The organism is Pseudomarimonas arenosa, assembly GCF_014841215.1.
GTDB lineage: Bacteria > Pseudomonadota > Gammaproteobacteria > Xanthomonadales > Xanthomonadaceae > Pseudomarimonas > Pseudomarimonas arenosa.
The window spans coordinates 82409-109020 of the sequence record NZ_JACYTR010000010.1 but is presented as its reverse complement, the minus strand read 5'-3'; the positions used below and the strand labels follow the sequence as shown (position 1 = coordinate 109020).

The 26612-nt window shown below is 63.9% G+C and carries 21 protein-coding genes; 9 read left to right on the top strand and 12 right to left on the bottom strand.

The window, feature by feature from the left end:
* Positions 1-21: 21 nt before the first annotated feature.
* A complete protein-coding gene (locus IFO71_RS07615; RefSeq protein WP_192028950.1) occupies positions 22-3438 on the bottom strand; it encodes a YncE family protein in 3417 nt (1138 codons plus the stop codon).
* A gap of 151 nt (positions 3439-3589) precedes the next feature.
* Positions 3590-4465 carry a helix-turn-helix transcriptional regulator gene (locus IFO71_RS07610; protein ID WP_192028949.1) on the bottom strand — a complete coding sequence of 292 codons (876 nt, stop codon included), beginning with the start codon at positions 4463-4465 and terminating at the stop codon, positions 3590-3592.
* Between the two features lie 376 nt (positions 4466-4841).
* Here IFO71_RS07610 and IFO71_RS07605 point away from each other — a divergent pair, with 376 nt between their 5' ends.
* Positions 4842-5804, top strand: coding sequence for a gluzincin family metallopeptidase (locus IFO71_RS07605; protein WP_192028948.1), 963 nt, complete (start codon positions 4842-4844; stop codon positions 5802-5804).
* A 113-nt stretch (positions 5805-5917) separates the two neighbouring features.
* Here the strand turns inward: IFO71_RS07605 and IFO71_RS07600 are convergent, their stop codons facing one another.
* Positions 5918-6301 (bottom strand): DUF4345 family protein, encoded by a 384-nt coding sequence (locus IFO71_RS07600; RefSeq protein ID WP_192028947.1) that lies wholly within the window; start codon positions 6299-6301, stop codon positions 5918-5920.
* A 115-nt stretch (positions 6302-6416) separates the two neighbouring features.
* Between IFO71_RS07600 and rsgA the strand changes: the two genes are divergently transcribed.
* On the top strand, positions 6417-7502 hold the full coding sequence (rsgA, locus tag IFO71_RS07595) for a ribosome small subunit-dependent GTPase A (protein ID WP_192028946.1): 1086 nt from the start codon (positions 6417-6419) through the stop codon (positions 7500-7502).
* Positions 7503-7598: 96 nt separating this feature from the next.
* Complete coding sequence (locus IFO71_RS07590) at positions 7599-8852, top strand: peptidase MATCAP family protein (RefSeq protein ID WP_192028945.1); 1254 nt, start codon at positions 7599-7601, stop codon at positions 8850-8852.
* 27 nt (positions 8853-8879) lie between these two features.
* Here the strand turns inward: IFO71_RS07590 and IFO71_RS07585 are convergent, their stop codons facing one another.
* The 7 genes from IFO71_RS07585 to IFO71_RS07555 form a co-directional block, all read right to left on the bottom strand.
* Entirely contained in the window at positions 8880-9413 is a 534-nt protein-coding gene (locus IFO71_RS07585; RefSeq protein ID WP_192028944.1) for a DUF4199 domain-containing protein, read from the bottom strand.
* Between the two features lie 172 nt (positions 9414-9585).
* Positions 9586-10050 carry a helix-turn-helix transcriptional regulator gene (locus IFO71_RS22635; RefSeq protein ID WP_192028943.1) on the bottom strand — a complete coding sequence of 155 codons (465 nt, stop codon included), beginning with the start codon at positions 10048-10050 and terminating at the stop codon, positions 9586-9588.
* 22 nt (positions 10051-10072) lie between these two features.
* Positions 10073-11254 carry a GGDEF domain-containing protein gene (locus IFO71_RS07575; protein ID WP_192028942.1) on the bottom strand — a complete coding sequence of 394 codons (1182 nt, stop codon included), beginning with the start codon at positions 11252-11254 and terminating at the stop codon, positions 10073-10075.
* A gap of 109 nt (positions 11255-11363) precedes the next feature.
* Positions 11364-12437, bottom strand: coding sequence for a uroporphyrinogen decarboxylase (gene hemE / locus IFO71_RS07570; protein ID WP_192028941.1), 1074 nt, complete (start codon positions 12435-12437; stop codon positions 11364-11366).
* A 107-nt stretch (positions 12438-12544) separates the two neighbouring features.
* Entirely contained in the window at positions 12545-12805 is a 261-nt protein-coding gene (locus IFO71_RS07565; RefSeq protein WP_192028940.1) for a WGR domain-containing protein, read from the bottom strand.
* Between the two features lie 243 nt (positions 12806-13048).
* Entirely contained in the window at positions 13049-14137 is a 1089-nt protein-coding gene (gene aroB / locus IFO71_RS07560) for a 3-dehydroquinate synthase (protein ID WP_192028939.1), read from the bottom strand.
* Positions 14125-14703: a shikimate kinase gene (locus IFO71_RS07555; protein WP_192028938.1), complete on the bottom strand. Its 579-nt coding sequence runs from the start codon at positions 14701-14703 to the stop codon at positions 14125-14127. The genes aroB and IFO71_RS07555 overlap by 13 nt, the downstream gene beginning before the upstream one ends.
* A 123-nt stretch (positions 14704-14826) precedes the next feature.
* Here IFO71_RS07555 and xrtH point away from each other — a divergent pair, with 123 nt between their 5' ends.
* The 5 genes from xrtH to IFO71_RS07530 all read left to right on the top strand — a co-directional run bounded on the left by xrtH (position 14827) and on the right by IFO71_RS07530 (position 22437).
* A complete protein-coding gene (xrtH, locus tag IFO71_RS07550; protein ID WP_192028937.1) occupies positions 14827-15336 on the top strand; it encodes an exosortase H in 510 nt (169 codons plus the stop codon).
* Complete coding sequence (locus tag IFO71_RS07545) at positions 15333-16178, top strand: Rossmann-fold NAD(P)-binding domain-containing protein (protein WP_192028936.1); 846 nt, start codon at positions 15333-15335, stop codon at positions 16176-16178. The genes xrtH and IFO71_RS07545 overlap by 4 nt, the downstream gene beginning before the upstream one ends.
* A 648-nt stretch (positions 16179-16826) precedes the next feature.
* Positions 16827-17294: a GTPase domain-containing protein gene (locus tag IFO71_RS07540; protein ID WP_192028935.1), complete on the top strand. Its 468-nt coding sequence runs from the start codon at positions 16827-16829 to the stop codon at positions 17292-17294.
* A gap of 84 nt (positions 17295-17378) precedes the next feature.
* The gene (pdxH, locus tag IFO71_RS07535; RefSeq protein ID WP_425502880.1) at positions 17379-17975 is read left to right on the top strand and encodes a pyridoxamine 5'-phosphate oxidase; all 597 of its coding nucleotides are present in this window, start codon (positions 17379-17381) and stop codon (positions 17973-17975) included.
* 223 nt (positions 17976-18198) lie between these two features.
* Entirely contained in the window at positions 18199-22437 is a 4239-nt protein-coding gene (locus IFO71_RS07530) for a S8 family serine peptidase (protein ID WP_192028934.1), read from the top strand.
* 193 nt (positions 22438-22630) lie between these two features.
* Here IFO71_RS07530 and IFO71_RS07525 read toward each other — a convergent pair whose 3' ends face one another.
* Complete coding sequence (locus IFO71_RS07525; RefSeq protein WP_192028933.1) at positions 22631-24118, bottom strand: MFS transporter; 1488 nt, start codon at positions 24116-24118, stop codon at positions 22631-22633.
* 189 nt (positions 24119-24307) lie between these two features.
* Here IFO71_RS07525 and IFO71_RS07520 point away from each other — a divergent pair, with 189 nt between their 5' ends.
* A complete protein-coding gene (locus IFO71_RS07520; protein ID WP_192028932.1) occupies positions 24308-25108 on the top strand; it encodes a cobalamin-binding protein in 801 nt (266 codons plus the stop codon).
* A gap of 104 nt (positions 25109-25212) precedes the next feature.
* Here IFO71_RS07520 and IFO71_RS07515 read toward each other — a convergent pair whose 3' ends face one another.
* Positions 25213-26610 carry a DUF1501 domain-containing protein gene (locus IFO71_RS07515; RefSeq protein ID WP_192028931.1) on the bottom strand — a complete coding sequence of 466 codons (1398 nt, stop codon included), beginning with the start codon at positions 26608-26610 and terminating at the stop codon, positions 25213-25215.
* Positions 26611-26612 lie beyond the last annotated feature (2 nt).

The window sequence follows — 26612 nt, the reverse complement described above, 5'->3', positions numbered from 1 at the left end:
GATCTAGAGTAAGAGTCGAGGTCACTGCCAGCGTGGGTCCAGATAGGGCTGGCTCAGGGCGGTCAACGGACGCTGCTGCCGACGCCAGGGAGCGCTCGGGCTTTGTGCGGCGGCGACATCGGTGTCGACTTCAAGCGCGCGTGCTGCGCTGAAACGCCAGCTCAGGGTGCCGGCCGGCACCGAGGGCGTTGCGCTGGCGGGGCAATCGGGGCAGAAGCCGGTGAAGCGCAGCATGGTGATCTGTTCGCTGGATTGCCGGTTGTCGCCCAGGCCCAGGCTCCAGCGCGGCTCGCCGGCGTCATCGTAGAAGTACATCAGAGCACCACGAATGTTCTCGGCGCTGTTGATGCTCAGCCCCCAGCCAGGCTCATTGACATCGAAGTAGATGCCAGTGTGATCAGGCGCCGGCGCCGAGGTAGCACTGAGCAGGGGCAGCATCGGCTCACTGCCGCTGCGATTGCCGAGTTGCCATTGGAAGCTCATCTGTCTGCCCTGATCAAAACTCAGCGATGCTGAGCCCACGGTTTCACTCTCGGCCCGATTCAGGCTGGCATTCCAGCGGTAGCGCAGCAGGTCGGCCTGCCAGGGTGAGGCGAACGGGCCGACCGCCTGGTACCAGGTCGGGCTGCCGTCGTCGTTGTAGGTGTACCAGGTAAGGGCCAGCGTATTGCTGCCGACCACGAACTGCAGATCGAGACCGTGACCATTGCGCGCTGGGTTGAACCACAGACCGGCGGCAGGGCGCAGGCTGATGCTGTCGGCATCGGCTGGATTCGAGCCTTGCTGCAGTTCGATCGCATCGCTGATGCCGTCGCCGTCGCGATCATTGGCGAAACGGGTAGCCAGATTCCTGCTTAGCAGGGTCCAGGTCTGCGGCACGCTCTGCGAGGCCAGGTCCTGCAGTTCGGCCGGGCTCAGCCGCGTGGCGCCGTCATCGGCCAGTAGCCGGTTCTCGCCCGGCAGGTAGCGGTAACCGCGACCGCCACCATGAACTACCAGATCCACCTTGCCATCGCGGGCAATACTGAGCAGTTGGTTCAGGCGCGCCGAGGCCGGACCTCCGCGGTGTTCGGTCTGGGCACCGACCCCGGCATGACTGTCTTTCGACTGCGGCGCGGCTGCGCCCAGTGCCGGGTTGTCGAGGCTGAAGTCGCCGCCGGCAAAGCTCAGCATCAGGGCGGTGAGATCGGCCACATCCTGGTCCGAGGTCACATCAAAGGCATTGGCAGAAAGAAAGCGCGACAGCGAATCGACCGAACCATCGTGGAGAAAACCAAAGCCGGCGTTGCTCTCCAGCTGGGTGGATTCGTAGCCGACCTTTTCATGCTGGTTGCGCAGCTGCGGCACCTTGATGTGCACATTGCTGGAGCCATCGATGCTGACCACGCCCAGATGGTTTTCGCCCATCGGCCCGATCGGCATCACACTGCCGCCGGCCACCACTGAGGGAAGGCCGGCAAACAAGGGACCATTGACCGCCATGCCGGTCGGCAAGGTATGACAGCTGGCGCACTGGAACGGCGCATCGAGCAAGCCCTGAGTGAACAGCACCAGGCCGCGCACGGCATCGCCATGGCCCAGCGGCTGGCCGATCAGGCTGAAGCGGCCGCTGGTGTAGTGGCCCTCCAGCGCCAGGTTGCGCGGCAGGCTGTTGTCGATGGCGCGGAATGGATTGGGCGGAAAGTAGATGGTGGCCAGGAAATCCTCGAACTGCTGCATCTCGGCGGCGCTTAACTCAGAGTCGCGCCCGAGCAGGCCAATGAAGGCCGGGTTGAAAGCCTCGATCCCTCTGCGATCGCCGCGCCAGTGGTGCGGCTCGTGACCGATGATGTCCTGCAGGGTTTGCGTCACCATCGGCCCTTTCATGGCGTGGAACGGTTCGCAGGCGCGTGCCACCGCGGTGACGCAGTTCTGGTCGAAGGGAGCGGGCGCGTGCGACGGATCACCCAGATCCCAGGCCAGGCGGTCCATTCGCGAGTCGATGTGGCAGGAGGCGCAAGAGGCCTGGCCGAGGCCGGAGGTGGCGTGGGTGTCGTAGAGAAACTTGCGCCCCTGGCGGATCGCGTCCGGCAAGGGGTTGAAGCTGGCGATGCTGTGTTCGACCTGTCGATCGTCGACATCGATCACGCTCAAACTCAATGCGAAGTGGCTCCAGACATAGAGCTTGCCACGTGCTTCGTCCAAGGCCAGGCCGATCGGGCCCTCGGCGACCTCGATGGGGTTGCCGCGGCGCTGGCCGCTGCGACTGATCTCGATCACGTTGTTCGAGCCGAGTCCGGCTACCCAGCCGCGTTCACCATCGCTGTGCCAGACCACCGCCCGCGGGTCGCCGATCGAACGCTGACGCAGTTCGGCACTGATGCTGCGCTGGCTGTAGTCAAGGTGTGGGTTAAGATCGAAACGCTGAGGCTGGCTGCCATTGCTGCCAACGGTGGCCAGCAGCACCTTCAGAAAGGTCGCCTTGACATTGGGTTCAAAGCGGATTTCATTGTCGCCGTCGGTGCCGACCAGGGCGTAACCTCCGCCCGGCAGTGGACTGATCGCCATGCCGATATTCATCAGGCCGCTGACGTACTGCACCGCCAAACTGGATGTGTTGATCAGTGCAATGTCGCGGTCAGGCATGTTCCAGCCGACTCGACGCAGCGACTGACTGGCCAGATCGCCCGACACGAAGCGGCTCCAGTCGCCATGGTTGTCATCCATCCAGCGACCATCGCCGGCCCTCTTCACGATCAGTCCGACATTCGGCGGCGGCGCTGAGCCTTCCAGTGGCGGCTCGAACGCGCTGCCCGAATTGGGTGGCGGGTTCTGACCACCGTAGGGGCCACGCGGATCACCCACCGCATTGGGCAGGGCGATGACCGTGTTGTCGAAGCCGCCGGGCAGCACGGTGCTGGCATTGCCCGATTCAAAGATCGCCACCGCCACCTCGCTGCCGTCGGCGCTGACCGCCAATCCACGCGGGTCCTCGCCAGCGACCTTGATCACCGTGGGGGCGAGGGTGAGATCGTCCAGCTGGTAGACCCAGACCTGATTGATCTGCGAGCAGCTGACAAAGGCGCGGCCGTTGGCGAACACCACGTCGAAAGGCTCATCTCCGGTAGGCAGGGTGCGTGTGACCTGGCGACTGGCGACGTCGATGATGCTGATCGAGTCGGATAGGTGATTGACCACCCATAGCTCGTCGTTTCCGCGAAAACGCACACTGACTGGATCGACGCCGACCACGGTATGGCCGCCGGCCACCGGCCCCAACTCGCTGCTGACAAACCATTGCACGCGCTGATCGGCGGTATGGGCGACGGCAATGCGGCTGCCGTCGGGGCTGAGATCGATCGCGTTCTGTGGATGGTTTTCGTAGTTGCGATGCGGCAGGTCGGCGGCCTGCAGCGAACAGGCCAGGGCGAGCAGGGGCAGGGCAGCAAGATAGTTCATCGGCGATCGACTCCGGCATTCAACGACAGACCGCAAGGCCCCTCATCGGCCACGGCAGGCTGCAGTGTCGACGCTGACGAGCGCTTCGTCGAGAGCGGTCAATCCGAAACGTTCAGCCAAGGGGCGCTGCCGGCACCTGACTCAATGCTGCTCAACGAAGTTCGCCCGCCAGTCTCTGCTGGCCACGCTGGAATTCCAGCGGACTGCAGCCGAATGCCTTGCGAAAGGCGGTAGAGAAATGACCGTGCGAGGAAAAACCCGCCGCCAGCGCGATGTCGACGATGCGCTCGCGGCCAAGATCGATCTGCAGCAGGGCGCGGCGCAGGCGCAATTGCAGATAGTACTGGTGCGGCGTGGTGCCAATCACGCGGCGAAACACCCGCAACAGGTGAAACGCCGAGACGCCGAAGCGTTCGGCCAGTTCATCCAGTCCACCGCAACGCGCCTCGACCTGATCGAGCCGGGCGGCCACCGATTGCGCCAGGGCAAAGCGATTGGGATGGGTGCCGGTCTCGATAATCGCCTGCCGCGGCAGAGGGCGTTTGCGCCACTCCACCCGTGCCAACTGCAAGACCATCGCCGCCCAGCGCTCCAGGGCCGTCTCCTTTAGCGGCGAAGGCAGGGCCAGGGAACGGCGCAGGTTGATGTAGGCCTCGGCGTCGAGATACATCCATGGCAAGAGGCTTTGGCTCATGCCTTGCATCTGCATGCCGCAGCGATCCAGCAGGCTGAGCGGCAGGTGTACTTCATCGACTTTCAGCCAGGCGTCCTGCAGCACCTGGCGATCGAAGCGAAACCGTGGGTGCAGCAGGATCAGGCTGCAGGGATTGGCAGTGAACGGCGCGAATCCGTGCACCTGCATCTGAAAGCTGGTTTGCGGCACCCACAGGCTCAGGTGCTCCGGGGCACGCTGATGACTGCGGGGTACCGCCTCGCGCTGCACCCGATGCCAGATATCGCGCGCAGTGGGCGCGTAGGCGTCGTCAGCCTCGGCGGGCGAACGGTGGTTGCTGACGTAATCTTCCATGGGCGGTCTGCTGCTTTCCACTTTTGCCCAGACTGCAGCCTGATGCCCCAGCTGCCCCGTGCCGATCGGCCTAGGCGGCCACCGTTGGGCGCATTCCCTGGCTCGGTTCGGCGCATTTGGCCGCGGTTACAACGATGTCGGCACGGCTTGGCCTGAGGCCTTCCCAGAAAACCAGCAGACAGTTCAAACACTTAAGGCAAAGCCACCAACAAGAGCGTTTCGTTCCGCCCTTCGGGCGGCCCGAGCCTGTTGATGGGGATTCGACGCAGCAACCGGGCCAGAAAAGTGGGGAGACTTCAGGGCTTGGCCTGTCAGCTGTCGACAAGAAGGCCCCTGTGCTGCAATAGGCGCTTGATCACGCGGCATGGGAGCCAGGATGTTCAATTGGTGGGCCGGACTTGCCGCGCGCCGTGGTGCGCCGGCTTTGCTACAACGCGCGGTCGGTGAGGGCATCGTGCGATCGACCGATACCGAGCTCGATTTGAGCGAGGGCGCGCGATCGCACAGAGGGATTCGGCACGTCGACTGGCCGCGCGTGCATCGTTGGCTGGAGGCGCTGCCTCAAGAAGATCGAACCGGCCTGTGGCTGGAATGTGAGCGTGGCTGGGCGCGTTGGCTGCTGAGCGATCTGGGTCCGCAATACGGATTTGCCGAGTCCGAGCACAGCATCCTGCTCAGCCCGGGCAGCGAGCGCGAAGCGCGCCTGGCCTTGAACTACCTCGACCGAACCAAGCTGCGCGTGCTGCGGCTGCTGGAGGAACTGGCGGCGCCTGCCGACCCCGGCAAGGAGATCCTGATCGTTTTTGAGGACGCTGATCTCTACTACCGCTACGTGTCAGCCTTTGATTGTGCCGATAGCCAGGAGACTGTCAGCAGCGGCGTATTCCTGTCGTTCGGCTGCGGTCACTTCGCCAGCAACACCGCTCGCATCGATCGCATGGAGGCGGTGATCGTGCACGAAATGACCCACAGCTTGTTGTCGCATCTTGGCTTGCCGACCTGGTTGGACGAAGGTATCGCAGTCAATACCGAAGTACGGCTTGGTCATCCGTATGCCACGGTCAGCCATCAGCGGGAACTGCTGGTGAAGCACCGCCGGCACTGGAACAAGAGAAACCTGGACAGCTTCTGGTCGGGAAAGAGCTTTTACGCGACCGACAACGTCCAAGAACTGAGCTATGACCTGGCGCGTATCCTGGTGGTCGCTCTGGCCTCGGATTGGCAGGCGTTCAAGCGCTTTGTGCAATCTGCCAAGCACGAGGACGCCGGCAAGGCCGCAGCCGAACGCCTGCTGGAGGTGGATCTCGACGAGTTCGTCCGTCTGGTCACCGCAGCATAGGCAGCATTGGTAGAGAATCTCTGAACAAGTTCAGAGATTCCTGTGGAGCACGGATGCACCGCCGAGATCAACTAGGTAAGTTGTCGATCAGCGTGGCATTCGTCACTCACCAATCAGCCCCGCCGCAGGCGCGATCGGGCCCAGCCGGCCAGAGCCGCCAAGCCCCACTCGGTGCCGAGCGCAAACCAGAGGAAAGGGGTGGCCGAGCCTTCCAGGGCAATGCCGATAAAGCGTGCGGTGCCGATGCCGCCATAAGCAAAGGCCATCAGCAGCAGGCCTTCGGCGTGGAGCTGCGGACGTAGCGCCGCGCGCAGCAGCAAGGCGGCCAGGGCCAGTTCCAGGCCGCCGTAGAAGGCTCGCAGCTCGGTGGCGGCAAGGCCGCCCTGCAGTTCGATTCCGGCCATCGCCATGGTCTGCAGCGGTGCGACCATGAACATGGCGCCGAAGGCGAGAAAGCCCAGGCCCCCCAACCCCAGTGCTAAGCGTGGCAAGCCCATGCGGCTGTCTCCTGCCGATATCAGACGCCAGCATAGTGCCGCCAAGGTCAAGGGAGTGGTAGCAAGCGCGCCGAACCGCCACAATTCGCCTGATGAGATGTCAGCCACCCGTTCGATGAGTTCGTCCCCTGCGCCGCCGAGCGTGACGCCCGGTTTGGCCGAGTGCGGTTGGCGTGATGATCTGCCCGCCGCGCAGGCGCTGAGCAGGGCGCGCGGGCGGGTGGCGCGGGTGACCGAACAACATCGCTCCGGCTACAAGGTCACCGATGGCGAATACGAGTTCGCGGTGCAATCACCCTCGCAGTGGGTGAAGGCCAGCCTGATGCCGGAGGAGCGGGCCACGGTGGGCGACTGGGTGCTGCTGGATCCGGCACATGATCGCATCGAGGCCCTGCTGCCGCGGCAATCCCTGCTGCGTCGTGCCGCGGCCGGTGAGCACTACAAGCAGCAACTGATTGCCGCCAATATCGATACCGTGCTGGTGGTCGCTGGTTTGGATGGCGATTTCAACCCACGCCGTCTGGAGCGCTACGTGGCCATGGTCGGCGCCAGTGGCGCCCGCCCAGTCATTGTCCTTACCAAGGTGGATCTACAGGTTCAGGATGCCGAAGCTGCTCTGGCCGAGTTGGCGAAACTGGAGGTCGCGGTGGTACGGGTCAATGCACGCGAAGCGGCGGCGCGCGAGGCGCTGCAGCCCTGGCTGGCGCCGGGCCAGACCCTGGTGCTGGTCGGATCGTCCGGTGCGGGCAAGTCGACCCTGACCAATACCTTGTTGGGTCACGAAAGGCAGCGCACCGGTGCCGTGCGCGACAGCGATGCGCGCGGCCGGCATACCACCACGCATCGCAGTCTGCTGCGGCTGCCGGGCGGCGCTTGTCTGATCGATACCCCGGGCATGCGCGAGCTGAAACTGACCGGCGAGGAGGATCTGGACGACGCCGGCTTTGCTGATATCGAAACCCTGGCCGCTGACTGCAAGTTTCGCGATTGTCGGCATGATCGCGAGCCCGGCTGCGCCATTCGCGCGGCACTGGAAAGCGGCGATCTCGATCGGCGCCGCTGGGAGCAGTTCCTCAAGCTCGGGCAGGAACTGGGCCAGGCCCGACAGTCGCTGGCACAGCAGCTTGAGCGACGGGCCGAAGATAAGCGGCTCGGCAAGGCGCTCAACAAGCGCCTGGTCGACAAATACGGCAAGCGCTGAGCTGTTCGCTGTGCGCGGAAAGGCGCATGATCATGCACAACCCGTGGCTGTGGGCTGGTCGAAGGTTGATCGTTGCAGGTTTCGCCGGGAGTGCTGATGGATGTTCATGTAGAGCGCCACGCCGCCCTTGATGCTCGCATGGTCGAGGCGGTGAAGCCGATTCGGCTGATGACCGATGTCAGCTGGGCCGCACCGCTGCGCGATCGCTTTCTGGAGCGCTGGCATGGCGGTCAGCCAGAGCTTCCGCATCCGGAATATCCGAAACGCGACCTGAGTCAGGTGCACGCCGAACTGCAGGCCATTCATGATGCCGCCGATCCGCACCACCCGCTGGGCGAGTATCTGCGCCGCACCGTGGTCAGCTATCAGGTGACCGCGGATCTGCTGCAGTCGCTGGGGCGCCCCGACATGTTCTGGCACTCGATGCGTCTGTTCGGTCGACCCGGTGACCGTCTGCCCGGCAGTGAGCTCAGTAACCTCGATGCCGCCCGGCATTTTGTCGAGCTGGCCTCGGACGTCGATACCGGCAGCCTGCCCGGCGATGCCGACTACGTGCTGTCAGCGGCCACCATGCAGCAGGAATTGCAGCACGCCCTGGACAACTTCTTTACTCAACACAAGGTTCGAGTGGAGATCGATCCTGACCTGACACCCAAGGCGGCGGCCGGCGCCACCCGCATTCGCTTGCGCGATCGCACCGGGTTTACTGAGTACGATCGCCATCAGCTGCTCGAACACGAAGCCTTTGTGCACACACTGACCGCGCTGAATGGCCGCGATCAGCCCTATCTGAAGAGCCTCGGGCGCTCGGTACCGCGTGTCACCGCGACGCAGGAAGGCCTGGCCACCTTTGCCGAACTGATCACCGGTTCGATCGATCTGCAGCGATTGAAGCGGATTTCCCTGCGCATCGTGGCGATCGACAATGCCCTGAACGGTGCTGACTTTCTCGATGTATTCAAGCTGTTTCTCGAGGCCGGACAGAACGAGATCGACAGTTTTACCTCGGCCATGCGGGTGTTTCGCGGCAGTCCGGCGACCGGCGGCACGGCTTTCACCAAGGACACCGTCTATCTGCATGGCCTGCTCAGCGTGCATACCTTCTTCCGCTGGGCGCTCAAACATCGGCGTCTGGCACTGACCCATCTGCTGTTTGCCGGCAAGATGGCCCTGCACGATGTATTTACCCTGGAGCCGATGTTCCAGCAGGGCGCAATCAGCGAACCGACCTATATTCCGCCTTGGCTGCGTCGCACCAATGGCCTGGCCGGCATGCTGGCGTTTTCGCTGTTTGCCAATCGGATCAAGATTGATCGAGTGGAGGCCGAGGATCTGGTGCTCGGCGTTTGAGGCGCGGATTATCAGCCACGGATTCGATCAACTCGTCGCCGTTGCCGGATCACGGCGCCGGCGCAACACACCGGCTGAGATCAGACTGATCAGCACGCCGACCGGCAAGGGCTCGATGAAGGTGATTGCGATGTTGAACACGGGGTTCTTGTACAGCTCGGCGAACTCGGCGAAGTCCTGTCGCATTTTCGCAATCTGCTGATCGTCGGCGCCGCCCTGGCGTGCCTTGTCGATCTCGTAAGCGGTGTATTTCTCGATGAAATCCGGAGCAAACTGGTGATACACCACCTGCCAGGTGGCGACATAGCAGGCACTGCTCAGCAGGGTGATCAGCAGGCCGACCAATAGGGCGCGGCCGAAGCCGATCTGCCCACCGGCGACGGTGTCGCGATACGAGCGGATGCCGAAGTAGATCATCAGGAAGGCCAGCACCATGGTGGTGTAGCCGATCAGCGCCCCGTATTCGAAGCCGACCTGGTCGGTCAGCGCCAGGGTCAGCAGCAGCATGGCGGAAAGGATGGCGCCCGCGATCAGGCCGAAGCGAACAATGGTTTTTCCCATGACGGAGGTTCCTGCGTGAGGGTGAACGAGGTGGGTAACAGAGCAGGCCAGTAGCCGCTGCGGGTCGATTGCAGCCGCAACGCATGGGTTTCGGCGTCACCCAAAAGGGTGATTCTGCCTCGAAGTGAGCACCATCACCCGAAAGTACCAGCGGTCGCTGGTGCGCTGCGGGTCAGGGAATCAGCCGCAGCGCCTTGCCCTGATGCACCGCCTGAGTCCGCCGTTTGGCACCAAGCTTGTCCAGCACCCGGCTGCTATGGGTCTTGATGGTGTTTTCGCTGAGGAACAAGCGTTGGGCGATTTCCCGATTGGAATGGCCGGCGGCCATCTGTTCCAGCACTTCGAGCTCGCGCGGCGTCAGGCCGAGTGCCTCGATCTTGGCTTGATCGCGCACAAATGGCTCGGCGTCGACCACCGGCACCTCGACCCGAACCTCGCGCACTTCGATCCGGCGCCGGCTCAGGCTTCGGCCCAGCCAGATGCCGAGGCCGGCGAACAGGGTTGCCACCAGGGCGGCATAGATCTCAAACGAGTGGCTCAGCACCAGCCAGCGATACTCGATCAGCCTGAGCCCGGTGATCAAGGCGCCACCGAGCAATCCAAACGCGGCGACATGGCCGATCAACTTCATCCACATGGCGCGATTGTAGCCACGCTGCTTACTCGTTGATCAGCATCGACTGGCCCGCCACCACCCGGTCTCGCCCGGCTTCCTTGGCGGCATACAGGGCTTGGTCGGCCTGCTTCTGCAGGCTGTCGAAGTCATGGTCGGCCAGCGCGCCGTAGGCGATGCCGATGCTGACCGAGACCGCTCCACCGCGCAGCGCCTCGATCGATTTGCAGGCCGCGGCAAATTCATGGCGAATGCGCTCGGCTGTGGTGTGGGCACCCTTGCCGTCGGTGTTCAGCAGCAAGGCGCAGAATTCCTCGCCGCCCCAACGCACCGCTACATCTGAGCCACGCAGGGTGCCGCGCAGGGTTGCTCCCATGGTGCGCAACACCTGATCGCCGACAGCGTGTCCAAAGCGGTCGTTAAGTCGCTTGAAGCGATCGATATCGAGCATCAGCACGGCTGCGTGGCCCTTGCTGCGCCGGCCATGGGCGATCAGCGGCTCGATGCTGGAAAAGAACCCGCGGCGATTGCGCAGCTCGGTCAGGCTGTCGCGGTTGGCTGCACGGCGCAGATCCAGGACCAGCCGCCCCAGACCCATCAGCATGTACAGCGGGGCGGTCACCGATACGCCCAGCAGCATCGCCAGCCAGATCAGGCTGGCCCCGCCGCCCGCGCCGCTGCCAAACAACGGCACTTCACCGCGAATGGCCAGATAAGCATGAAACAGAAAAACCATCGACTCCAGCCCGAGCGAGCCGGCCGCGACAATGGCTACCCGATTGCTGCTGTTGCGGGCATAGGCAAGCAGCAGGCCGGCGGTGGCCAGTTTCAAACTGGCCGCCAGACTGACCACGCTGGCAATGCGCAGATCGCGCTGCGGGTCAGCAAAGCTGAACCAGGTGTTGAAGAGCACGACGATCAGGAACAGTCCGATCAACCAGCGCGCCAGCGAACGGCGTCCGCTGAATTGCCAGGTGCCGTGAAACCACAGCAGCTGCGCGGCGATCAGCAAGGGGTTGAACAAGCCGCCGCGCCATGGCGACGTGGCCTCGATCGGGCTGACGCTGAGTGCCGCCATCGTCGCTGTCAAGGCCAATGAGGCAGCCCATTGCGACGGTCCCTGGATGCTCGGTGCCATCCGCGATGCCCATTGCACAATGCTGGCATTGACCAGGGCGATCAGTACCAGCAGCGACAGTATCGAAGCGTCGTCCAAGGCGAACAGCATTGCCTCCCCTTTCGAGCCATCCTACCTGTAGTCAGGGGGGCACGGTAGCGCAGCTCGGTCGCGCGGTGCGCAAGCTCACCCCGTTGTCGCGACCGTTGACGCGCAAAGGTCAGGATGCAGGGGGCTCGGCAAGCGGTTGGACCCCGTCGCCGCTGCGACGACTGAATCGATGAACGGCGTCAACCAGCACTGCCACGTGCTCGGGATTGATGTCCGGGGTGATGCCATGTCCGAGATTGAAGATGTGTCCGCTGCCCACACCGAAGCTGTCCAACACTCCCTTAGCCTCGCGTTCGATCACCTCCGGGCTGGCGGCCAGCACAGTCGGGTCGAGGTTGCCTTGCAAGGCAACGCGATCACCGCAGGCGGCGCGCGCGGAGGCCAGGTCGGTGGTCCAATCCAGGCCCACCGCGGCACAGCCGGTAGCGGCCAGTTCCGCGGCGAATTGGCCGGTGCCCTTGCCAAACAGGATCAACGGCGGTTCCAGACCCGCCACGGCCTCGGCGATCTGCTGCAGATAGCGCAGCGAGAACTCCCGGTACAGTCGCGGCGACAGCAGGCCGCCCCAGGTATCGAATACTTGCAGTGCCTGCGCGCCCGCCGCGGCCTGGGCCTTCAGGTAGGCGATCACGGCCGCGGTGGTGGTGGCCAGCAGACGATGCAGCAGGGTCGGGTTCTCGTAGGCCAGGGCGCGTACTCGAGCGAAGCCGTCGCTGCCGCCGCCCTCGATCATGTAGCAGGCCAAGGTCCAGGGGCTGCCGGAAAAGCCGATCAGCGGCACCCGACCGTGCAACTCGCGGCGAATCAGCCGCACGGCATCCATCACATAGCCAAGTTCGGTTTCCATGTCCGGCACCGCCAGCTTCTCGATGCTGGCGGCATCGCGCAGCGGGCGCTCGAACTTCGGGCCTTCACCCTCGGCAAAGTACAGCCCAAGGCCCATGGCGTCGGGAACGGTGAGGATGTCGGAGAACAGAATGGCGGCATCCAGGGCAAACCGGTCGAGCGGCTGCAGGGTGACTTCGCAGGCCAGCTCGGGCGTCTTGGCCAGCGCCAGGAAGCTGCCGGCACGGGCCCGTGTGGCGCGGTATTCGGGCAGGTAGCGACCGGCCTGACGCATGATCCAGATCGGAGTGCAGTCGACGGGTTCGCGGCGCAGGGCGCAAAGATAGCGATCGTTCATCGATTCAAGGGCAGACAAGCAAGGCCGGCAAGCTTACCGCATGCGCTGCGCGCTGCCTGTCATTCGAGCGGCGGCCGGCGCTGGGTGGTCGGCTGTGGGTCCGCCGCTCAGACTCGCCGCGGGTCGTCGGCGCCCTGCGAGAACATCACCTGAAAGCCCTTCTTCAGCTGCGCATCGCGGGCCTTCGAGAGCGCGTCGAGGGCATCCTTACGCTCCAGGAACACCTCGCGTTTGGAGCTGGTGCGCAGGCCGGGCTGACCCCATTCACGCAGCAGAATCCAGCCGCCGAGCAGATCCTGCTGCAGGACGATCTGGTAGAACTTCGGTTGTTCGCCGGCTTCCGGCCGTTGTTGCAGAAAAATGCGCATGGGCTAATTCTCGCCGATTCTCGGTTCGATCGGCAGCCTGCGATCAATCGACGAGGCGCGGAGCGCGTCTGTGCTGCGTAGGAGCCTGAAGTTTGGACACGCCGCGGTCCACGCTGGCTGAGCGAGTCGAAGCCAGCCCGAGCGGAGCGGTATTGTTGGGCGCCCTTCGACGGGCTCAGGGACCGCCCTTCGACGGGCTCAGGGACCGCCCTTCGAATATCTCAGCGGCCGCTCTTTTGAAGCTCAGCCCCTCGCTGCGCCGCCGCGCTCGAGACAGCGAAGAATCTCGGTCTCCTCGACGCCGGGAGCGACAAAGGCCTGGCCAAGCGCGCGCCACAGAATCAAGCGGATCTGGCCCGACACGTTCTTCTTGTCCAATCGCATATGCCGCAGCAATTCGCTCGCCTGCAGTCCGTCGGGCACCCGGGTGGGAAGCTGCAGGCACTGCAGCAGCTGGCCGAGACGCTCGAATTCGGCCTGCGTGGCCAGGCCCAGATGGGCGCTGAGATCGGCGGCCAGCAACATGCCCACGGCCACTGCCTCGCCGTGCAGCAGACCGCCGTAGCCGTCGGCGGTTTCGATCGCATGGCCAAAGGTGTGGCCGAAGTTGAGCAGGGCGCGATCACCTTGTTCGGTCTCATCGCGTGCCACCACCTCGGCCTTGTGCTGGCAGCTGCGGGCGATGGCTTCGGCAATGACGCCCGGGTCGAGCGCCAGCAAGCTCTCGGCATGCTGCTCCAGCCAGGCGAAGAACTCGGCGTCGAAGATCGCCCCGTACTTCACTACTTCGGCCAGCCCGGCGCGCACTTCGCGAGCCGGCAAGGTGGCCAAGGTGTCGGTATCAATCAGCACCGTGGCCGGCTGGTGGAAGGCGCCGACCAGATTCTTGCCTTGCGGCAGATCGACCGCTGTCTTGCCGCCGACCGAAGAGTCGACCATCGCCAGCAGGGTGGTGGGGATTTGGATGAAGCGCACGCCGCGCATCCAGCAGGCCGCGGCAAAGCCGGTGAGGTCGCCGATCACGCCACCACCAAGCGCGATCAGGGTGACGTCACGGCTGGCTTTCATGGCGGCCAGCATGTGCATCAACTGGCCAAAGCGGTCGAGATTCTTTTCCCGTTCACCGGCCGGGATCACGCAGCACTCCACCACCAGATCCGCCAGTCCCGCGCGCACGGCGTCGAGATACAGCGGCGCCACATGCTGGTCGGACACGATCAGTACATGACGGCCCTTGATTTGCGCGCGCAACAACTCCGGGCGATGCAATAGGCCGCGCTCGATCAGAATCGGATAGCTTCTCTGGGCTAAACTAACAGTTAAGTGGTGCATGGCGGTTGGGTCGGGTCGGGGATGGGGGCAGGCTCGGTTTCGCGATGCCAACGCTGCGCCAGGATTCTTGCCAGACGCTCGGCCGCGGCCGCCACCTTGCGCTGCTCAGACTCGAATACCAGATCACAGCAGACTGCGTACAGCGGGTCGCGCTGTGCCGCCATCACCTCCAGGCGATGACGGCGGTTGCTGGCCTGCAACAGTGGCCGCGTGCGGTCCTGTGCCAGTCGTTCGAGCTGTCGCTCGACCGAGGTGCGTAGCCAGATGACGAAACCGTGCAGGTGCATCAGTCGGCGGTTTTCCTCGTTCAGCACCGCGCCGCCGCCGGTGGCGATCAGTTGGCCGTGACCATTGCATAGCTCAGCAATCGCCTGCTGTTCGCGTTGGCGAAAGCCCGCTTCGCCCTCCAGATCGAAGATGGTGGCGACCCTCGCCCCGGTCTGCTGCTCGATGAACTGGTCCGAGTCGACAAAGCGCAGTGCGAAGTGCTTGGCCAGACGTTTTCCGATGGTGGTCTTTCCGGCGCCCATCGGGCCGACCAGAATCAGGTTGGAGGCGGGATTCATCCAGCGATGCTAGCATTGCGCCCGCCGCGACGTTGGCGCCTTGCCGGCACTGTCACGGTGCATGCGCCAGGCTGCGTCTGCCGCAGTGCTTTCCTTGTCCAGATATAGAGTTGAACCACGCTGATGCTGCGCTTTTTCCTTACTTTTGTCGGCCTGTTGGCGCTGCTGTTCAGTGTGCGCATTACCCAATGGGGTACCGATCACATCACCGTCCCGTTTACTGGTGTGCTGGCTCAGGCCAGCGCCTGGCTGATCATGCTGTTCGATAGCGCCGTGGCATCCGAGGGGGTGATCATTCGCAGCCTGAGCAATGGCTTTGCGGTGGCGATCGCGCCCGGCTGCGACGGCATCGAGGCGGTGATCATCCTGGTCTCTGCCGTCGTCGCTTTCCCTTCGCCGTGGAAACACAAGTTGATCGGTATCGGCATCGGCTTTGTCGCTATCCAGGGCCTTAATCTGGTGCGCATCATTTCGCTGTTCTATCTCGGCCAGTACAGCAAGGTGGCGTTCGACTGGTTCCATCTGTACCTGTGGCAGGCCTTGATCGTGCTTGATGCGCTGGCGGTGTGGCTGATCTGGCTGCGCTATCTGCCGCGCACCTCGCGGCCGGCGGAAGCCCTGCCCTCGACATGAACATCCTGATCGGCGGCCTGGGTGACCTTGGCCGCCGATGCGCGCGCTTGTGGAGCGCTGCCGGTCACACGGTGATCGGGCTCAAACGCCGGCCGCAGATCGATCCCGGCGAAGGCTGGCAAACCCTGGCGGCCGACATGGCGGCACTGCAGCCCGGTCAGTTCGATCAGGTTGAACTGGCGCTGTTCTGCGCCTCACCCGATCAACGCAGCGAGAGCGCCTATCAGGCCTGCTATTTCGAAGCCGCCGCGGCCTTCATGGCCAGCGTGCCGGCGGCTGCGCGACGCTTGCTGGTGAGCAGCAGCGCGCCGATCGAAGGCGCCGACGGGCAGTGGGTGGATGAAGATCAGCACTGCCCGGCCGAGCGCTGGAACGGCAAGTTATTGGCCGCGGCGGAACGGCAGCTGCGCCGCAGTTGGCCGGCACTCTGTGTACTCATGCCGAGCGGCCTGTATGGCCCAGGACGCAACTGGCTGCTGCGACGGGTGCTGGCCGGCGAAACCGGTGGCGGCCGCTACACGCATCGTATCCACATCGACGACTGCGCGCGGGCGGTGGTTCATCTATCTGCTCAGACCCAACGGGCGCCGCGCTATCTGCTTACCGACGATGCGCCCTTGCCGGAATGGCAGGTGATGGCGGGCCTGGCTGAGATGCTGGGCCAGACCCCCGCGCGCCGCGGACCGGTCGCCGAGGGAAGACGCCTGAGCAACCGACGCTTGCACGCCAGCGGATTTCGCCTGCACTACCCGGACTTTCGCCGCGGCTATCGGGATTTGCTGTCGTCTGCCGGTCCCGTGAACCGTCAGCAGACGACGTCGACCCTATCCGACGCACCCTGAGCCAGTCGAAGGGTGCCTGGGCGAAGCGAGTAGCTAAAGTCCCGCCATCGCCCATTGGTCGGTGCCAAAAAACTCTCCCCACCTACACCGCATGCGCCACCACATGCCGACGCTGCGCGCTGTCGAGGCTCGCTTCGACAGGCTCAGCGAGCGAGACGTTGGCGGCATCGTCCGGCCCCGTTCGACGCACCCTGAGCCAGTCGAAGGGTGCCTGGGCGAAGCGAGTAACCAAAGTCGCGCCATCGCCCATTGGACGGTGCCAACAACCTCTCCCCACCTACACCACATGCGCCACCACATGCCAGCGCCGTGCGCTGTCGAGGCTCGCTTCGACAGGCTCAGCGAGCGAGACGTTGCCGGCATCGTCCGGCCCCGTTCGACGCACCCTGAGCCAGTCGAAGGGTGCTTGGGCGAAGCGAGGTGCCAAGGCTATTGAGCCGATAGCCGCTGCAATGGCCTTGGTTTCACCTCGGCAAGTGTTCGGGTTCGCGCCAAGCATCAGGTATAGTGCGGCCATTCGGGCAATGGGGCCAGGACAGGCTGGATGAACGAGGCGGCCGACGGCGAGACCAATCGTGCAGGGCAGCTCAGGCTGGCGATCAGTCTCGCCGGCAGCGTTGCCGTTTTCGGCTCTCGCGTCGGCGCCTGATGAGCCTGCGGCCGTTCAAATTGGCCCTGCTCGGTGATCGCAACGCCGGGCGCAGCTCGGTGGTGTCGGTATTGTCGGGCAAGCCCTGTCCCAATCATCCGGGCATTTCGGTAGCGCGCTGGGTCGAGCCCGGCAGCGGCGTCTGTTTCGATATCTGGGACGTCAATTCGCGCAGTTCGCTGGAGGCGCTTGGGCAGAGTTTTATTGCCGGCAGTGAAGCCGTGGTCGCGGTGGCCGATCTCAGTCGCAGCGAATCGCTGATTGCCGCCCAACACTCCCTGCGCGCTGCCTTCGAACTGCTGGGCCCGCGTCCGGCCATGTTGCTGTTGAATCGGCGTCAGGGCACCGTGGTGCCGGCCACGCCGGCTGACAACATGCCCTGGCCGCAGTTCGAGATCGATGCCGCTCGCGGTGAGGGGGTGGCTGAAGCCTTCGCCGACCTGGCCAGGCGCATGCCCTCAACTTGAGCGAAGTCATGGCCGGCTCACGCCAGTCCCGGCATCATCGGCACTGACACTCATTGCGGCCTTAACTCCATGATCAACTCACCCATCGTCGACCCCTATGTCGAAGCCATGCTGGCCTTCCGTGACCTGCTGGAAGAGGCCAAGTCGGGCCCTGACCCCGAGCCGACCACCATGTACCTGGCCACGCAAGGCGATCAGGGGCGCCTGGGCTGCCGCGCCGTACTGCTCAAAGCCCACGATGAACGCGGCTTCGTGTTCTATACCAATACCGATAGCCGCAAGGGCGATGATCTGCGCATTCACCGCCAATGTGCCCTGCTGTTCCACTGGCGTCACTTGCGCAATGGTGTGCAGGTACGCATCGAAGGCCGGGCCGAGCCGGTGAGCGAGGACGAAGCCGATCGCTACTTTGCTTCGCGACCGCGCATGAGCCAGATCGGCGCCTGGGCCTCCGATCAATCGCGCACTCTCGATTCGCGGGACGTCTTCGACACACGCGTGGCCGAGGTCGAAGCCCGCTTCGAAGACCAACCGGTGACCCGCCCCCCGCACTGGTCCGGCTACCGCGTGGTACCCGACTGCATCGAACTCTGGTTCGGTGCCGATTACCGTCTGCACGAGCGCTTCCTCTACGAACGCGGCGAAGGCGGCGTTTGGAGAAAAAGGATGTTGTTTCCGTAGCGAGGGACAGTTGCCGCCAGCTTCTGTGGCGATTGCGCGCATCGCTCGGCGGATTCGCGCTTGCTGTTCACCGCCAGCTTAACTAGGATCCATGGCGGGTTAATTCCCTGGTCTGGACCTGCGGCTGGGATTCGACGTGCTGAATCCCGGGCATCTGCTTGTCGCTCGTCAGGGAATGCCCGAGGGGATGTACGAATAGTCTGGGCATTCGTTGGGAGCTGTGATGAGCAACAGAATTTCGAATCTCGGGGCTTGCCGGTCACGCAAGCCTCTGGTCGGCGCAATCTCCATTGCGCTGTGTGCCGCCGGCCTGAGTCTCGGTGGTCAGGCGATCAGCGCTGAAGGACCGGTTGAGCTGCACAAAGGGCAGGTGATGCGCGAGCCTGGGTCTCGCGCCGCCAAGATTGAGGCGGCCAGCGAGTACGCCCGTTACACGGTGGTCTTGCGCAAAGCGCCAGTGGCGGCCTATCGCGGTGAATTGCCCGCGTTTGCCGCGGTTCCGCAGGTCACCTCCGGTCGCCGCGCAGGTCGTCCAGAGATGCAGTCGCCGCAAGCTCAGGCCTACGCCGCGTTTCTGCGTCAGGAGCAGGATCGGTTCCTCAATGACGCCAGCTTTCAGCTGAAGCGCTCGCTGCCTGCGCTCGGCCAAATGCAGCACGCCATCAATGGCGTGATTGTCGAGTTGACTGAAGACGAGGCGGCGCGTTTGCGCAAGCTTGACGACGTTCTTTTCGTCGAGCGCGATCGTCAACTCGATCTGCTGACCGATCGTGGCCCCACCTTCATCGGTGCGCCTTCGCTGTGGGACGGTAGCGCCAACGATGGCGCGGGCAGCCAGGGTGAAGGTGTGGTTGTGGCGGTGCTCGACTCCGGTATCAACTGGGAAAGTCCGGCATTCGCAGCCACTGGTCCGCTGGACAGCTATGTGCACGTCAATCCTTTGGGGGCAGGTAACTACCTCGGGCTGTGCGGGCCCACGGCGCCGAATGCCGACTTGGGGCGCTGCAATGACAAGCTGATCGGCATGTTCAATTTCGCGTCGACGTCTCCGACGCGCAGTGGTGCGGACGATGACGGCCATGGTTCGCACACGGCCAGTACGGTGGCAGGCAATCAGCGCGACGTGAATTTCGGCGGCGCCAACTTGACGCTTTCTGGCGTGGCACCGCATGCGACCGTCATTTCCTACAAGGTCTGTATCGGTACCTGCCCGAGTTCGGCCATCACTCAAGCCACCGACGATGCCGTATCTCAAGGCATCGTGGATCTGATCAGTTTTTCGATCAGTGGCGGCGACTCGCCGTGGAATCAGGCCAATGCCCTCGGCTTCTTGAACGCATCCGACGCCGGGATCCTGGTGGTGGCTGCGGCGGGCAATGATGGCCCCGCAGCGGGCACCTCAGATCATCAAGAGCCCTGGGTGCAAACCGTTGCGGCATCAACCCATGATCGTGGCGCGATCGCATTCGAGTTCGATTTGACTGCGCCAGGCACCCCGCCGGGAAATACCGTTGACCTGCCGGTCACGCCGGGTGCCGCGCCGATTCAATCAGCAGATATCGTCGGTGCACCGTTGATCGTCAGCCCGACTTTCGCTGATGGAAGCAACGATGGTTGCTCGGCGTTCGCGGCCAATACCTTTACCCGCGCGGCTGTGCCGGCCATCGCGGTGCTGCAGCTTGATGGCACCGCCAGCAATTGCGCGAGTTCGGCGCGCAAGGCCAATGCGACTGCTGCCGGCGCATTGGGCGTGATCTTTGTCGATCAGGGTTTCCTGAATCTTGGTGCCAGCGGTAACGCATGGTCGATGCGGATGTCCGATTGGACCAATGTTGCAGCCGCGATCAGCGGTGATCCGAGCACTGCAGCGGCCTCCATCCTGACTCCGCTGAAGGCCTTCCCCTCGACCGCCACGCCGGATCGTATCGCTGACTTCAGCGGACGTGGGCCGCGGCCGATCAACGGACAGTTCCTGGTCAAGCCCGACATTGCGGCGCCCGGTGTCGACATCATTGCTGCCAGCCTGGGGCCAGGCGACACCACCGAGATGTTGAACGGCACCTCGATGGCCACCCCGCACGTTACTGGATCTGCTGCGCTGATTCGCGCCCTGCAGCCCAGCTGGACGCCGATGGAGGTGAAGTCGGCGCTGATGATGACGGCCAAGACCACTGATCTTCTCGATCACAATGACGATCCCAGCACACCCTGGGATCGTGGGTCGGGTCGCGTTGATCTGACCGTTGCTGCCAAATCGAGTCTGGTGTTGAACGAAACCACCACCAACTTCAGTGATGCTGACCCCGGCAACGGTGGCGATATCTCCACCCTCAATCTGCCCAGCATGGCGAATGGCAACTGCGTAGGCAGCTGCGAGTTCACCCGTTCAGTTGAGCGTGTCCGTACTGGTTCCGCCACCTACAACCTGGCCATTTCTGGCCTGCCGATGGGTGCGGCCAGCGTCAATCCAACGAACTTCATGTTAAGCGAGTCGGGAACCACCTCGTTTACCGTGACCGTTGACGGCACGATGCTTCCAGCGGGTACCTGGCAGCACGGTGAGCTGACCTTGAGCTCGAGCGTGGTTGGCGAGCCCGATCTGCACATGCCGATTTCGGTGCAGGCGGCGGGGCCATCGATTGCTTTCGATCCCACTAGTCTGGAAGCAGCCACCGCGACCACCACCACCGCCAACCTCGATCTGTCCAACGTCGGCAACCCGACCTTGAACTGGAGCGTGGTCACCGGCACCCAATCAGTGAACTTGCTGAATCAAGGGCCGCAGTTGGGCAATGGTTTCCGCGGTAGCGAACACCCGGCAAGCCCGACCTCGACCGGCTTTGCCTCTGACGACTTCCTGATGCCGGCAGAAGGAACCTTGACCAGGTTGCAATCGAACGGTTTCGTGCTCGGTGCGAACGATCTGTCCAGTGCCACCTCGATCACCTTCCAGGTGTATGGCGATGACAATGGCAAGCCGAATGGCGCGCCGGGTTTTGGCACAGCACCGTTGTTCACCTTCACCGCAGCCCCGAATGCCCCAGGCGTGGACATCGCCGCAGACGGCATCGTCGGCGATATCGCGCTTGATCTGGCGACAGCGGGTGCCACTTCGCCCACCTTGCCCAGCGGACGCTACTGGCTGCTGGTGTATCCGAGCTATGCCACCAGCACCGGTTCCGGTGCCACTGGCAATCCGCTGTGGGCGGCCGCCATCACTGGAGTGGGTGCACCCACCAATGGCTTTGCCCCGCGTAGCTTTGCCCCTGCGTCGGCCACGCCTGCCTGGGTGATTCCGACTCTGAGCGGTGCCCCGGGTCCGGGGCCGGCTGAGGCGTTCTCGATGGGCGCCGATGGCCAAGTGACTTGCGGCGCCAGCTGGCTGAGCGTGACCTCGGCAACCAGCGGCTCGTTGGGCTTGGCCGGTAGCACTACGGTGAACGTGCAATTCGATGCCAGCGGCCTGTCGCCTGGCGAGCATTTCGCTGCGCTGTGCTTCTCCAGCAATGATGCCGAGCGACCCATCGCTTACCTGCCGGTGCGCTTCGGTGTGCCGTTCCCTGACACCAACCCGACCCTTGCGGTCGATGCAGCGCCGTCCAGCTTGAGTGCCTTCTCGACCAGCACGGTGACCTTGCAGTTGGGGAATCCAGGCGCCAGCGTTGCCACGCTGACCTCTGACTTGGTCACCGCATTGCCGAGCGGAGTTCGTGTGGCACCCAGCCCGAATGCCAGCACGACCTGCGGCGGCACGCTGACCGCGACGGCCTTGAGCAACTCGGTCACGCTGTCGTCGGGTGCGCAGATACCCTTTGTTGGCTCTTGCTCCGTGCAGTTCGACGTGCAACCGACGGCCGAAGGCAACTACCAGCTGAACTTCGGTGTGGGCGATCTACAAACCGATAGCGGCAGCAACCAGTCGATCGCCTCGGCATCATTGACCGTTTCGGCACCGGTGTTCCCTGCGCCTTACTGCAATGTTGGTTTCCCCAGCGGGGTCGAGCCGATCTCCCTGGTGCAGTTCGCAGGAATCAACAACGCCAGCAGCGCCGCCATCAACGGTACCCCGGCATTGCAGGACTTCACCTCCATCAGCGGTGCAGTGGGACCGGGGCTGAGCTACACGATGACCGTCAAAGGCAACACGGACGGCAACTTCACCGATCGCGTACGTGCTTACATCGACTGGAACAACGATGGCATCTTCAACGACGATGCCAGTGAGCGCTACATCATCGGCGATATCACCAACTCGACCGGCGAAGATGCAGTGTCGGCCAGCGCTGTCATCACTGTCCCAGCCCTGACGCCGCTTGGCTCAGTGCGGATGCGCGTACTGAAGCGCTACAGCACGCAGCCAACCCCTTGCAACACGGCGGGTTATGGGCAGGCCGAGGATTACACCATCAACGTCATCCCGCGGGTGTTCTCGGACGGTTTTGAAGGAACGACGACACGCTAGTTGAAACAAAGCAGGCGAGGGCGTTCGCGCCCTTGCCTTTCTCAAAAGCCGGCCTTCGGGCCGGTTTTTTTTTTGGTGCGCCCGGCACGGGCGCACTCTTGGAGGTGCGCAAACCAGATGTTGTGAGGCGTTGTGAGGCGCTTGCGACGGTGGGTGCCTTGTCGTGTGTTCTTTCGGCGGGTCAAGACCCGCCCTACGGCTTGCCTTCTGAGCCAAACGCGTGGGCGAGGCGTTCTGCTTCGGCGGAGAAGTGCGCGAAGCGCACCAGGCGGTCGTTGAATTCGAAGTGCAGGGCGCGGTTTTCGCCCAGGGCACGGGCGATCTGTGCTTTGTGCTCGTGTGGGTCGTTGAGAAAGCGCATCTCGATGCCGCGGGCGATGTCGTCGAGGCCGGCGGCGCGGCATTCCCAATACATGTAGATTAATCCGCGCCAGCCGATGCGTTGCAGGCCGCCTTGAGCTGCCAGGGCGTGGCGGATGGCTTCGCCGCTGGCGCCGTCGAGTAATTTGGTGGCCTGCGCCGGATCACGTCGGGCAACGCCGACCAGCAGTTCGGCGAGGTCGTAGATCACGGTCTCCAGGCCAAACTCCAGGTTCAGGCGTTGGGCGAGACGGCCGTAGTGCAGCAGATGGCGTGCGTCGCGCTGCAGGCGCTCGGGCTGCGAGACGAACAGTTCCAGCAGTTCGCGAAAATGGTAGGACACATTCTGAAAGCGCCGCAGGTCGCGCTCTTCAATCGATTCGCGAAGCAGGGTGTTAAGGGCCATGACATGCAGTTCAACGATGTGATCGAGCCGGTGCTCAAAGGCCAGTCGGGCACTATCGACCAGTTGGTCGGCGAGCTCACCGAGGATCTCGTGCTGCCGTTTGTTGGCGACTTCCATCACCTTGAGCATCTGCGCCAGCACATAGGCTTCGGGCCAGATTCGTTCCTGGCGCAGCAGGTTGCGGCCCTCGCGGGCGAGGCCGGGTACGAAACAGGCGTGGGCGCTGCGCCAGCCCTGATCACTGCTCTGGTGATGTTCGATCACGCCGCAAAGCAGGCGGTGCAGGGCATTCAAGGCCATCAGCACCAGCTGTCGGTCGCCGCGGTTCATGCCGGTCATGGCGATATTGGTGACCACGTCGACCGCGTCGAACAGCTTGCGCACGCTGTCCTGGGCCTGTTGCTGATGCTGCAGACGGCGAAACTGCTGGTAACCCCGCTCGGTAAGCAGGCGCAGAAAGTAGCTGGGCCGCAGAAAGCGGCTGATGGCGTAAAGAAACGGCAGGGTCGCCAGCAGGATCAGGAAAAAGCTGAAACTGACCACGAACTCCATGCTTCGGCCCCAATTGTCGGTGGCCGGAAGGAACACGGTGGGCATGATCAGCAGATTGCTGCCGACCAGCACGGCCAGGCCGGCGACGATCAGCGGATGGGTAACGTACAGCTTCACCAGCTTGGGCGAATACAGATTCGAGGTCAGCGGCACGATCAGTGCCATGCAGGTCAGCACCACGGCGGTGAGCTGATTCAAGGTGCGATTGGCGGTAGGCAGGGCGACCAGCTCGAAGTTGCTGCGATCGCCGTTCAGCACCACCCACCAGGCGGCAGCGGCCGAGGCCAGCACGGCCATCACGGTAAGCCCGATGCGTGCCAGGCTGGGCGATCGCGCTGTCGGTTTCAGGGCAGAAGGGCTCAAAGGCTAACCACCATGCCGCGACGGTTACACTGTGAGCCGAATGGGGGGCGAGGTAAAGCGTCGTTTTGTGAAGGCGGCGCAAGAATCCGCCGGGGCAATCTGTTGATCTGATCAGAGGGCGGTGAGCCACTGTGCCTGCCGTCCTTGCCGCGCAGGCGCCAGACCTGTCGCTGCGCTGGAGGAGTGCGCATGGGACCGAAACGCATCGTTTGTCTGACCGAGGAGCCGACCGAGACGCTGTACCTGCTCGGCGAGCAGCAGCGCATTGTCGGCATCAGCGGTTTCACCGTGCGCCCGCCGGCAGCGCGCAAGGAAAAGCCCAAGGTCAGCGCTTTTACCTCGGCGAAGATCGAGAAGATCCTGGCCTTGAAGCCGGATCTGGCCATCGGCTTTTCCGACATGCAGGCCGATATTGCGGCCGAATTGGTGCGTGCTGGGGTCGAGGTGTGGATCAGCAATCATCGCAGCGTCGATGGCATCCTGGAGTACATCCGGCGGCTCGGTGCACTGGTCGGCGTGGCTGATCGGGCCGAGGCTCTGGCGGCGGATCTGCAGCGTGAACTCGATCGGGTGGTCGAGCAGACGGCTGGCTACCAGCGTCGACCCAAGGTCTATTTTGAGGAATGGGACGATCCCTTGATCACCGGTATCCAATGGGTGGCCGAGCTGGTCCGCATTGCCGGCGGTGACGATGTGTTCCCCGAGCGCGCCGAACGCGCCTTGGCTATGGGGCGCATCCTCGGCGATCCGACCGAGGTGATCCGGGCGGCGCCCGATATCATCATCGGCTCATGGTGCGGCAAGAAATTTCGCCCCGAGCATGTCAAGGCGCGGGCAGGCTGGGGCAGTATTCCGGCGGTGGCGCAGGGCGAACTGCACGAGATCAAGTCGCCGATCATCCTGCAGCCCGGCCCGGCCGCGCTGACTGACGGGCTGGAGGCGCTGCAGGCGATCGTCAAGCGCTGGGTGGAGAAGCACGGCGCGGCATGACGACGCGCTGTCGAGGCTCGCTTCGACACACTCAGCGACTGCGAGGGGGCGTGGCTCGGCGGCGGGCTGGCGCGCACAGCCACGCAACCTGAGCCAGGGCTGGGTTAAGTCGGCAGGAAGCCCAGATACGGTGAGCCGGCGCCGAAGCGCTCGAGGTTGGGTACGACGATATCGCGCACATTGGTGTCGCTGACGCCGAGCCAGCGCGCCAGGGTGCCGGCGTACTGGTCGACCGCAGTGGTCGGGATGATCTGGCCCCAGGCGGCGTCGTCGGGGCCGCCGTTCTGCAGGTTGGGCATGCGACCGTAATAACGCCGGCCGACCACCGAGCCGCCGACCACGAAGTGGTGACCACCCCAGCCGTGATCGGTGCCATCGCCGTTCACCGTCACCGTGCGGCCGAAGTCGCTGGCGGTGAACTGGGTTACGTCATTCTGAACACCCATTTCCACTGTGGCATCGTAGAAGGCGCGCATGCAGGCGGAGAGATTGGGCAGCAATTCTGCCTGGGCGCCGAGCTGGGTGTCGTGGGTGTCATAGCCGTGGTCGGTGACAAAGAACACTTCTTGCGACAGACCCAGTGGGCCACGCGCGGCGATCATCCGCGCCACCATCGCCAGCTGGCGACCAAGCCAGGTGTCGGGGAAGGTGGTGGTTAGCGCCGGGGTGGCGTCGAGCGCCGCGCTTACCACGGCATTGGTGTCGATCGAGCGCTGCATGATGCGGCCGTAGTGATCTTCCATCAGATGGCCGCCGCTGGAGCGCGCCATCTGGCGCAGCGCATCGAAGCTGGTGCGGCGCGGCTGATTCCACTCGCCTTCGGTGAAGTACACCGATTCGGTGCCGTCGGTACCCATGAAGTAGGGCTGCACATCGCGGCCGACCAGCAGGGTGTTGGCGCCATCCAGCGAGATGCAGGGCGACAGGGCTGGGAACCCGCCGCTGTACAGGGTGTCGATGGCGCGCCCGGCCCAGCCGGTTTTCTCGGTGGAGTCGGGCCAGGAGGTCTGCCAGTACAGCGTCTGATCGTTGTGCGAAAACAGCTGCGGCGGCGTTGGCACGCTGCCATTTTGAAACTCGAGCTTGGTGATTGGGTAGTTCAAGGTGCCGACATTGCTCACTACCGCGCAGCGCCCTGTGTTGAACAGCTGCTGCAGGCCTTGCATGCCCGGGTGCAGGCCGTACTCGCCGCCGCCTACCGGGGCCGCCAGTGGATTCAATGGCAGCGCCTGCGCATCGGCCAGCGAGATGGTCAGGTTGCCGCCACGCGAGGCTGAGTAGACGGCATGGGTGCCGGCATCGCGCGGTACGAGGGTATTGAAGCTGTCGTTGCCGCCGTACAGATAAATGCAGATCAGGGCGCGGAACGGTGCGCTGCCCTTGCCCAGGTTCTGTGCCCGGGTGGCGGCCTGCAGCAGGCCCAGGTGGCCGGCCGGGCCCAGCAGGCTGGCGGCGCCGGCGCCGCAGAGCAGGGATTGACGAATGAAGTCGCGACGGTTCATTT

Bases quoted from the DNA above. Each gene is read 5' to 3' on its own strand.
- xrtH (WP_192028937.1), top strand. From the start codon at position 14,827: ATGCTGCGCTTTTTCCTTACTTTTGTCGGCCTGTTGGCGCTGCTGTTC.
- rsgA (WP_192028946.1), top strand. From the start codon at position 6,417: ATGAGTTCGTCCCCTGCGCCGCCGAGCGTGACGCCCGGTTTGGCCGAG.
- IFO71_RS22635 (WP_192028943.1), bottom strand. From the start codon at position 10,050: ATGTGGATGAAGTTGATCGGCCATGTCGCCGCGTTTGGATTGCTCGGT.
- hemE (WP_192028941.1), bottom strand. From the start codon at position 12,437: ATGAACGATCGCTATCTTTGCGCCCTGCGCCGCGAACCCGTCGACTGC.
- IFO71_RS07575 (WP_192028942.1), bottom strand. From the start codon at position 11,254: ATGCTGTTCGCCTTGGACGACGCTTCGATACTGTCGCTGCTGGTACTG.
- IFO71_RS07545 (WP_192028936.1), top strand. From the start codon at position 15,333: ATGAACATCCTGATCGGCGGCCTGGGTGACCTTGGCCGCCGATGCGCG.
- IFO71_RS07585 (WP_192028944.1), bottom strand. From the start codon at position 9,413: ATGGGAAAAACCATTGTTCGCTTCGGCCTGATCGCGGGCGCCATCCTT.
- IFO71_RS07615 (WP_192028950.1), bottom strand. From the start codon at position 3,438: ATGAACTATCTTGCTGCCCTGCCCCTGCTCGCCCTGGCCTGTTCGCTG.
- IFO71_RS07565 (WP_192028940.1), bottom strand. From the start codon at position 12,805: ATGCGCATTTTTCTGCAACAACGGCCGGAAGCCGGCGAACAACCGAAG.
- IFO71_RS07540 (WP_192028935.1), top strand. From the start codon at position 16,827: ATGAGCCTGCGGCCGTTCAAATTGGCCCTGCTCGGTGATCGCAACGCC.
- IFO71_RS07605 (WP_192028948.1), top strand. From the start codon at position 4,842: ATGTTCAATTGGTGGGCCGGACTTGCCGCGCGCCGTGGTGCGCCGGCT.
- IFO71_RS07610 (WP_192028949.1), bottom strand. From the start codon at position 4,465: ATGGAAGATTACGTCAGCAACCACCGTTCGCCCGCCGAGGCTGACGAC.
- IFO71_RS07590 (WP_192028945.1), top strand. From the start codon at position 7,599: ATGGATGTTCATGTAGAGCGCCACGCCGCCCTTGATGCTCGCATGGTC.
- IFO71_RS07600 (WP_192028947.1), bottom strand. From the start codon at position 6,301: ATGGGCTTGCCACGCTTAGCACTGGGGTTGGGGGGCCTGGGCTTTCTC.
- IFO71_RS07530 (WP_192028934.1), top strand. From the start codon at position 18,199: ATGAGCAACAGAATTTCGAATCTCGGGGCTTGCCGGTCACGCAAGCCT.
- IFO71_RS07515 (WP_192028931.1), bottom strand. From the start codon at position 26,610: ATGAACCGTCGCGACTTCATTCGTCAATCCCTGCTCTGCGGCGCCGGC.
- IFO71_RS07520 (WP_192028932.1), top strand. From the start codon at position 24,308: ATGGGACCGAAACGCATCGTTTGTCTGACCGAGGAGCCGACCGAGACG.
- IFO71_RS07555 (WP_192028938.1), bottom strand. From the start codon at position 14,703: ATGAATCCCGCCTCCAACCTGATTCTGGTCGGCCCGATGGGCGCCGGA.
- aroB (WP_192028939.1), bottom strand. From the start codon at position 14,137: ATGCACCACTTAACTGTTAGTTTAGCCCAGAGAAGCTATCCGATTCTG.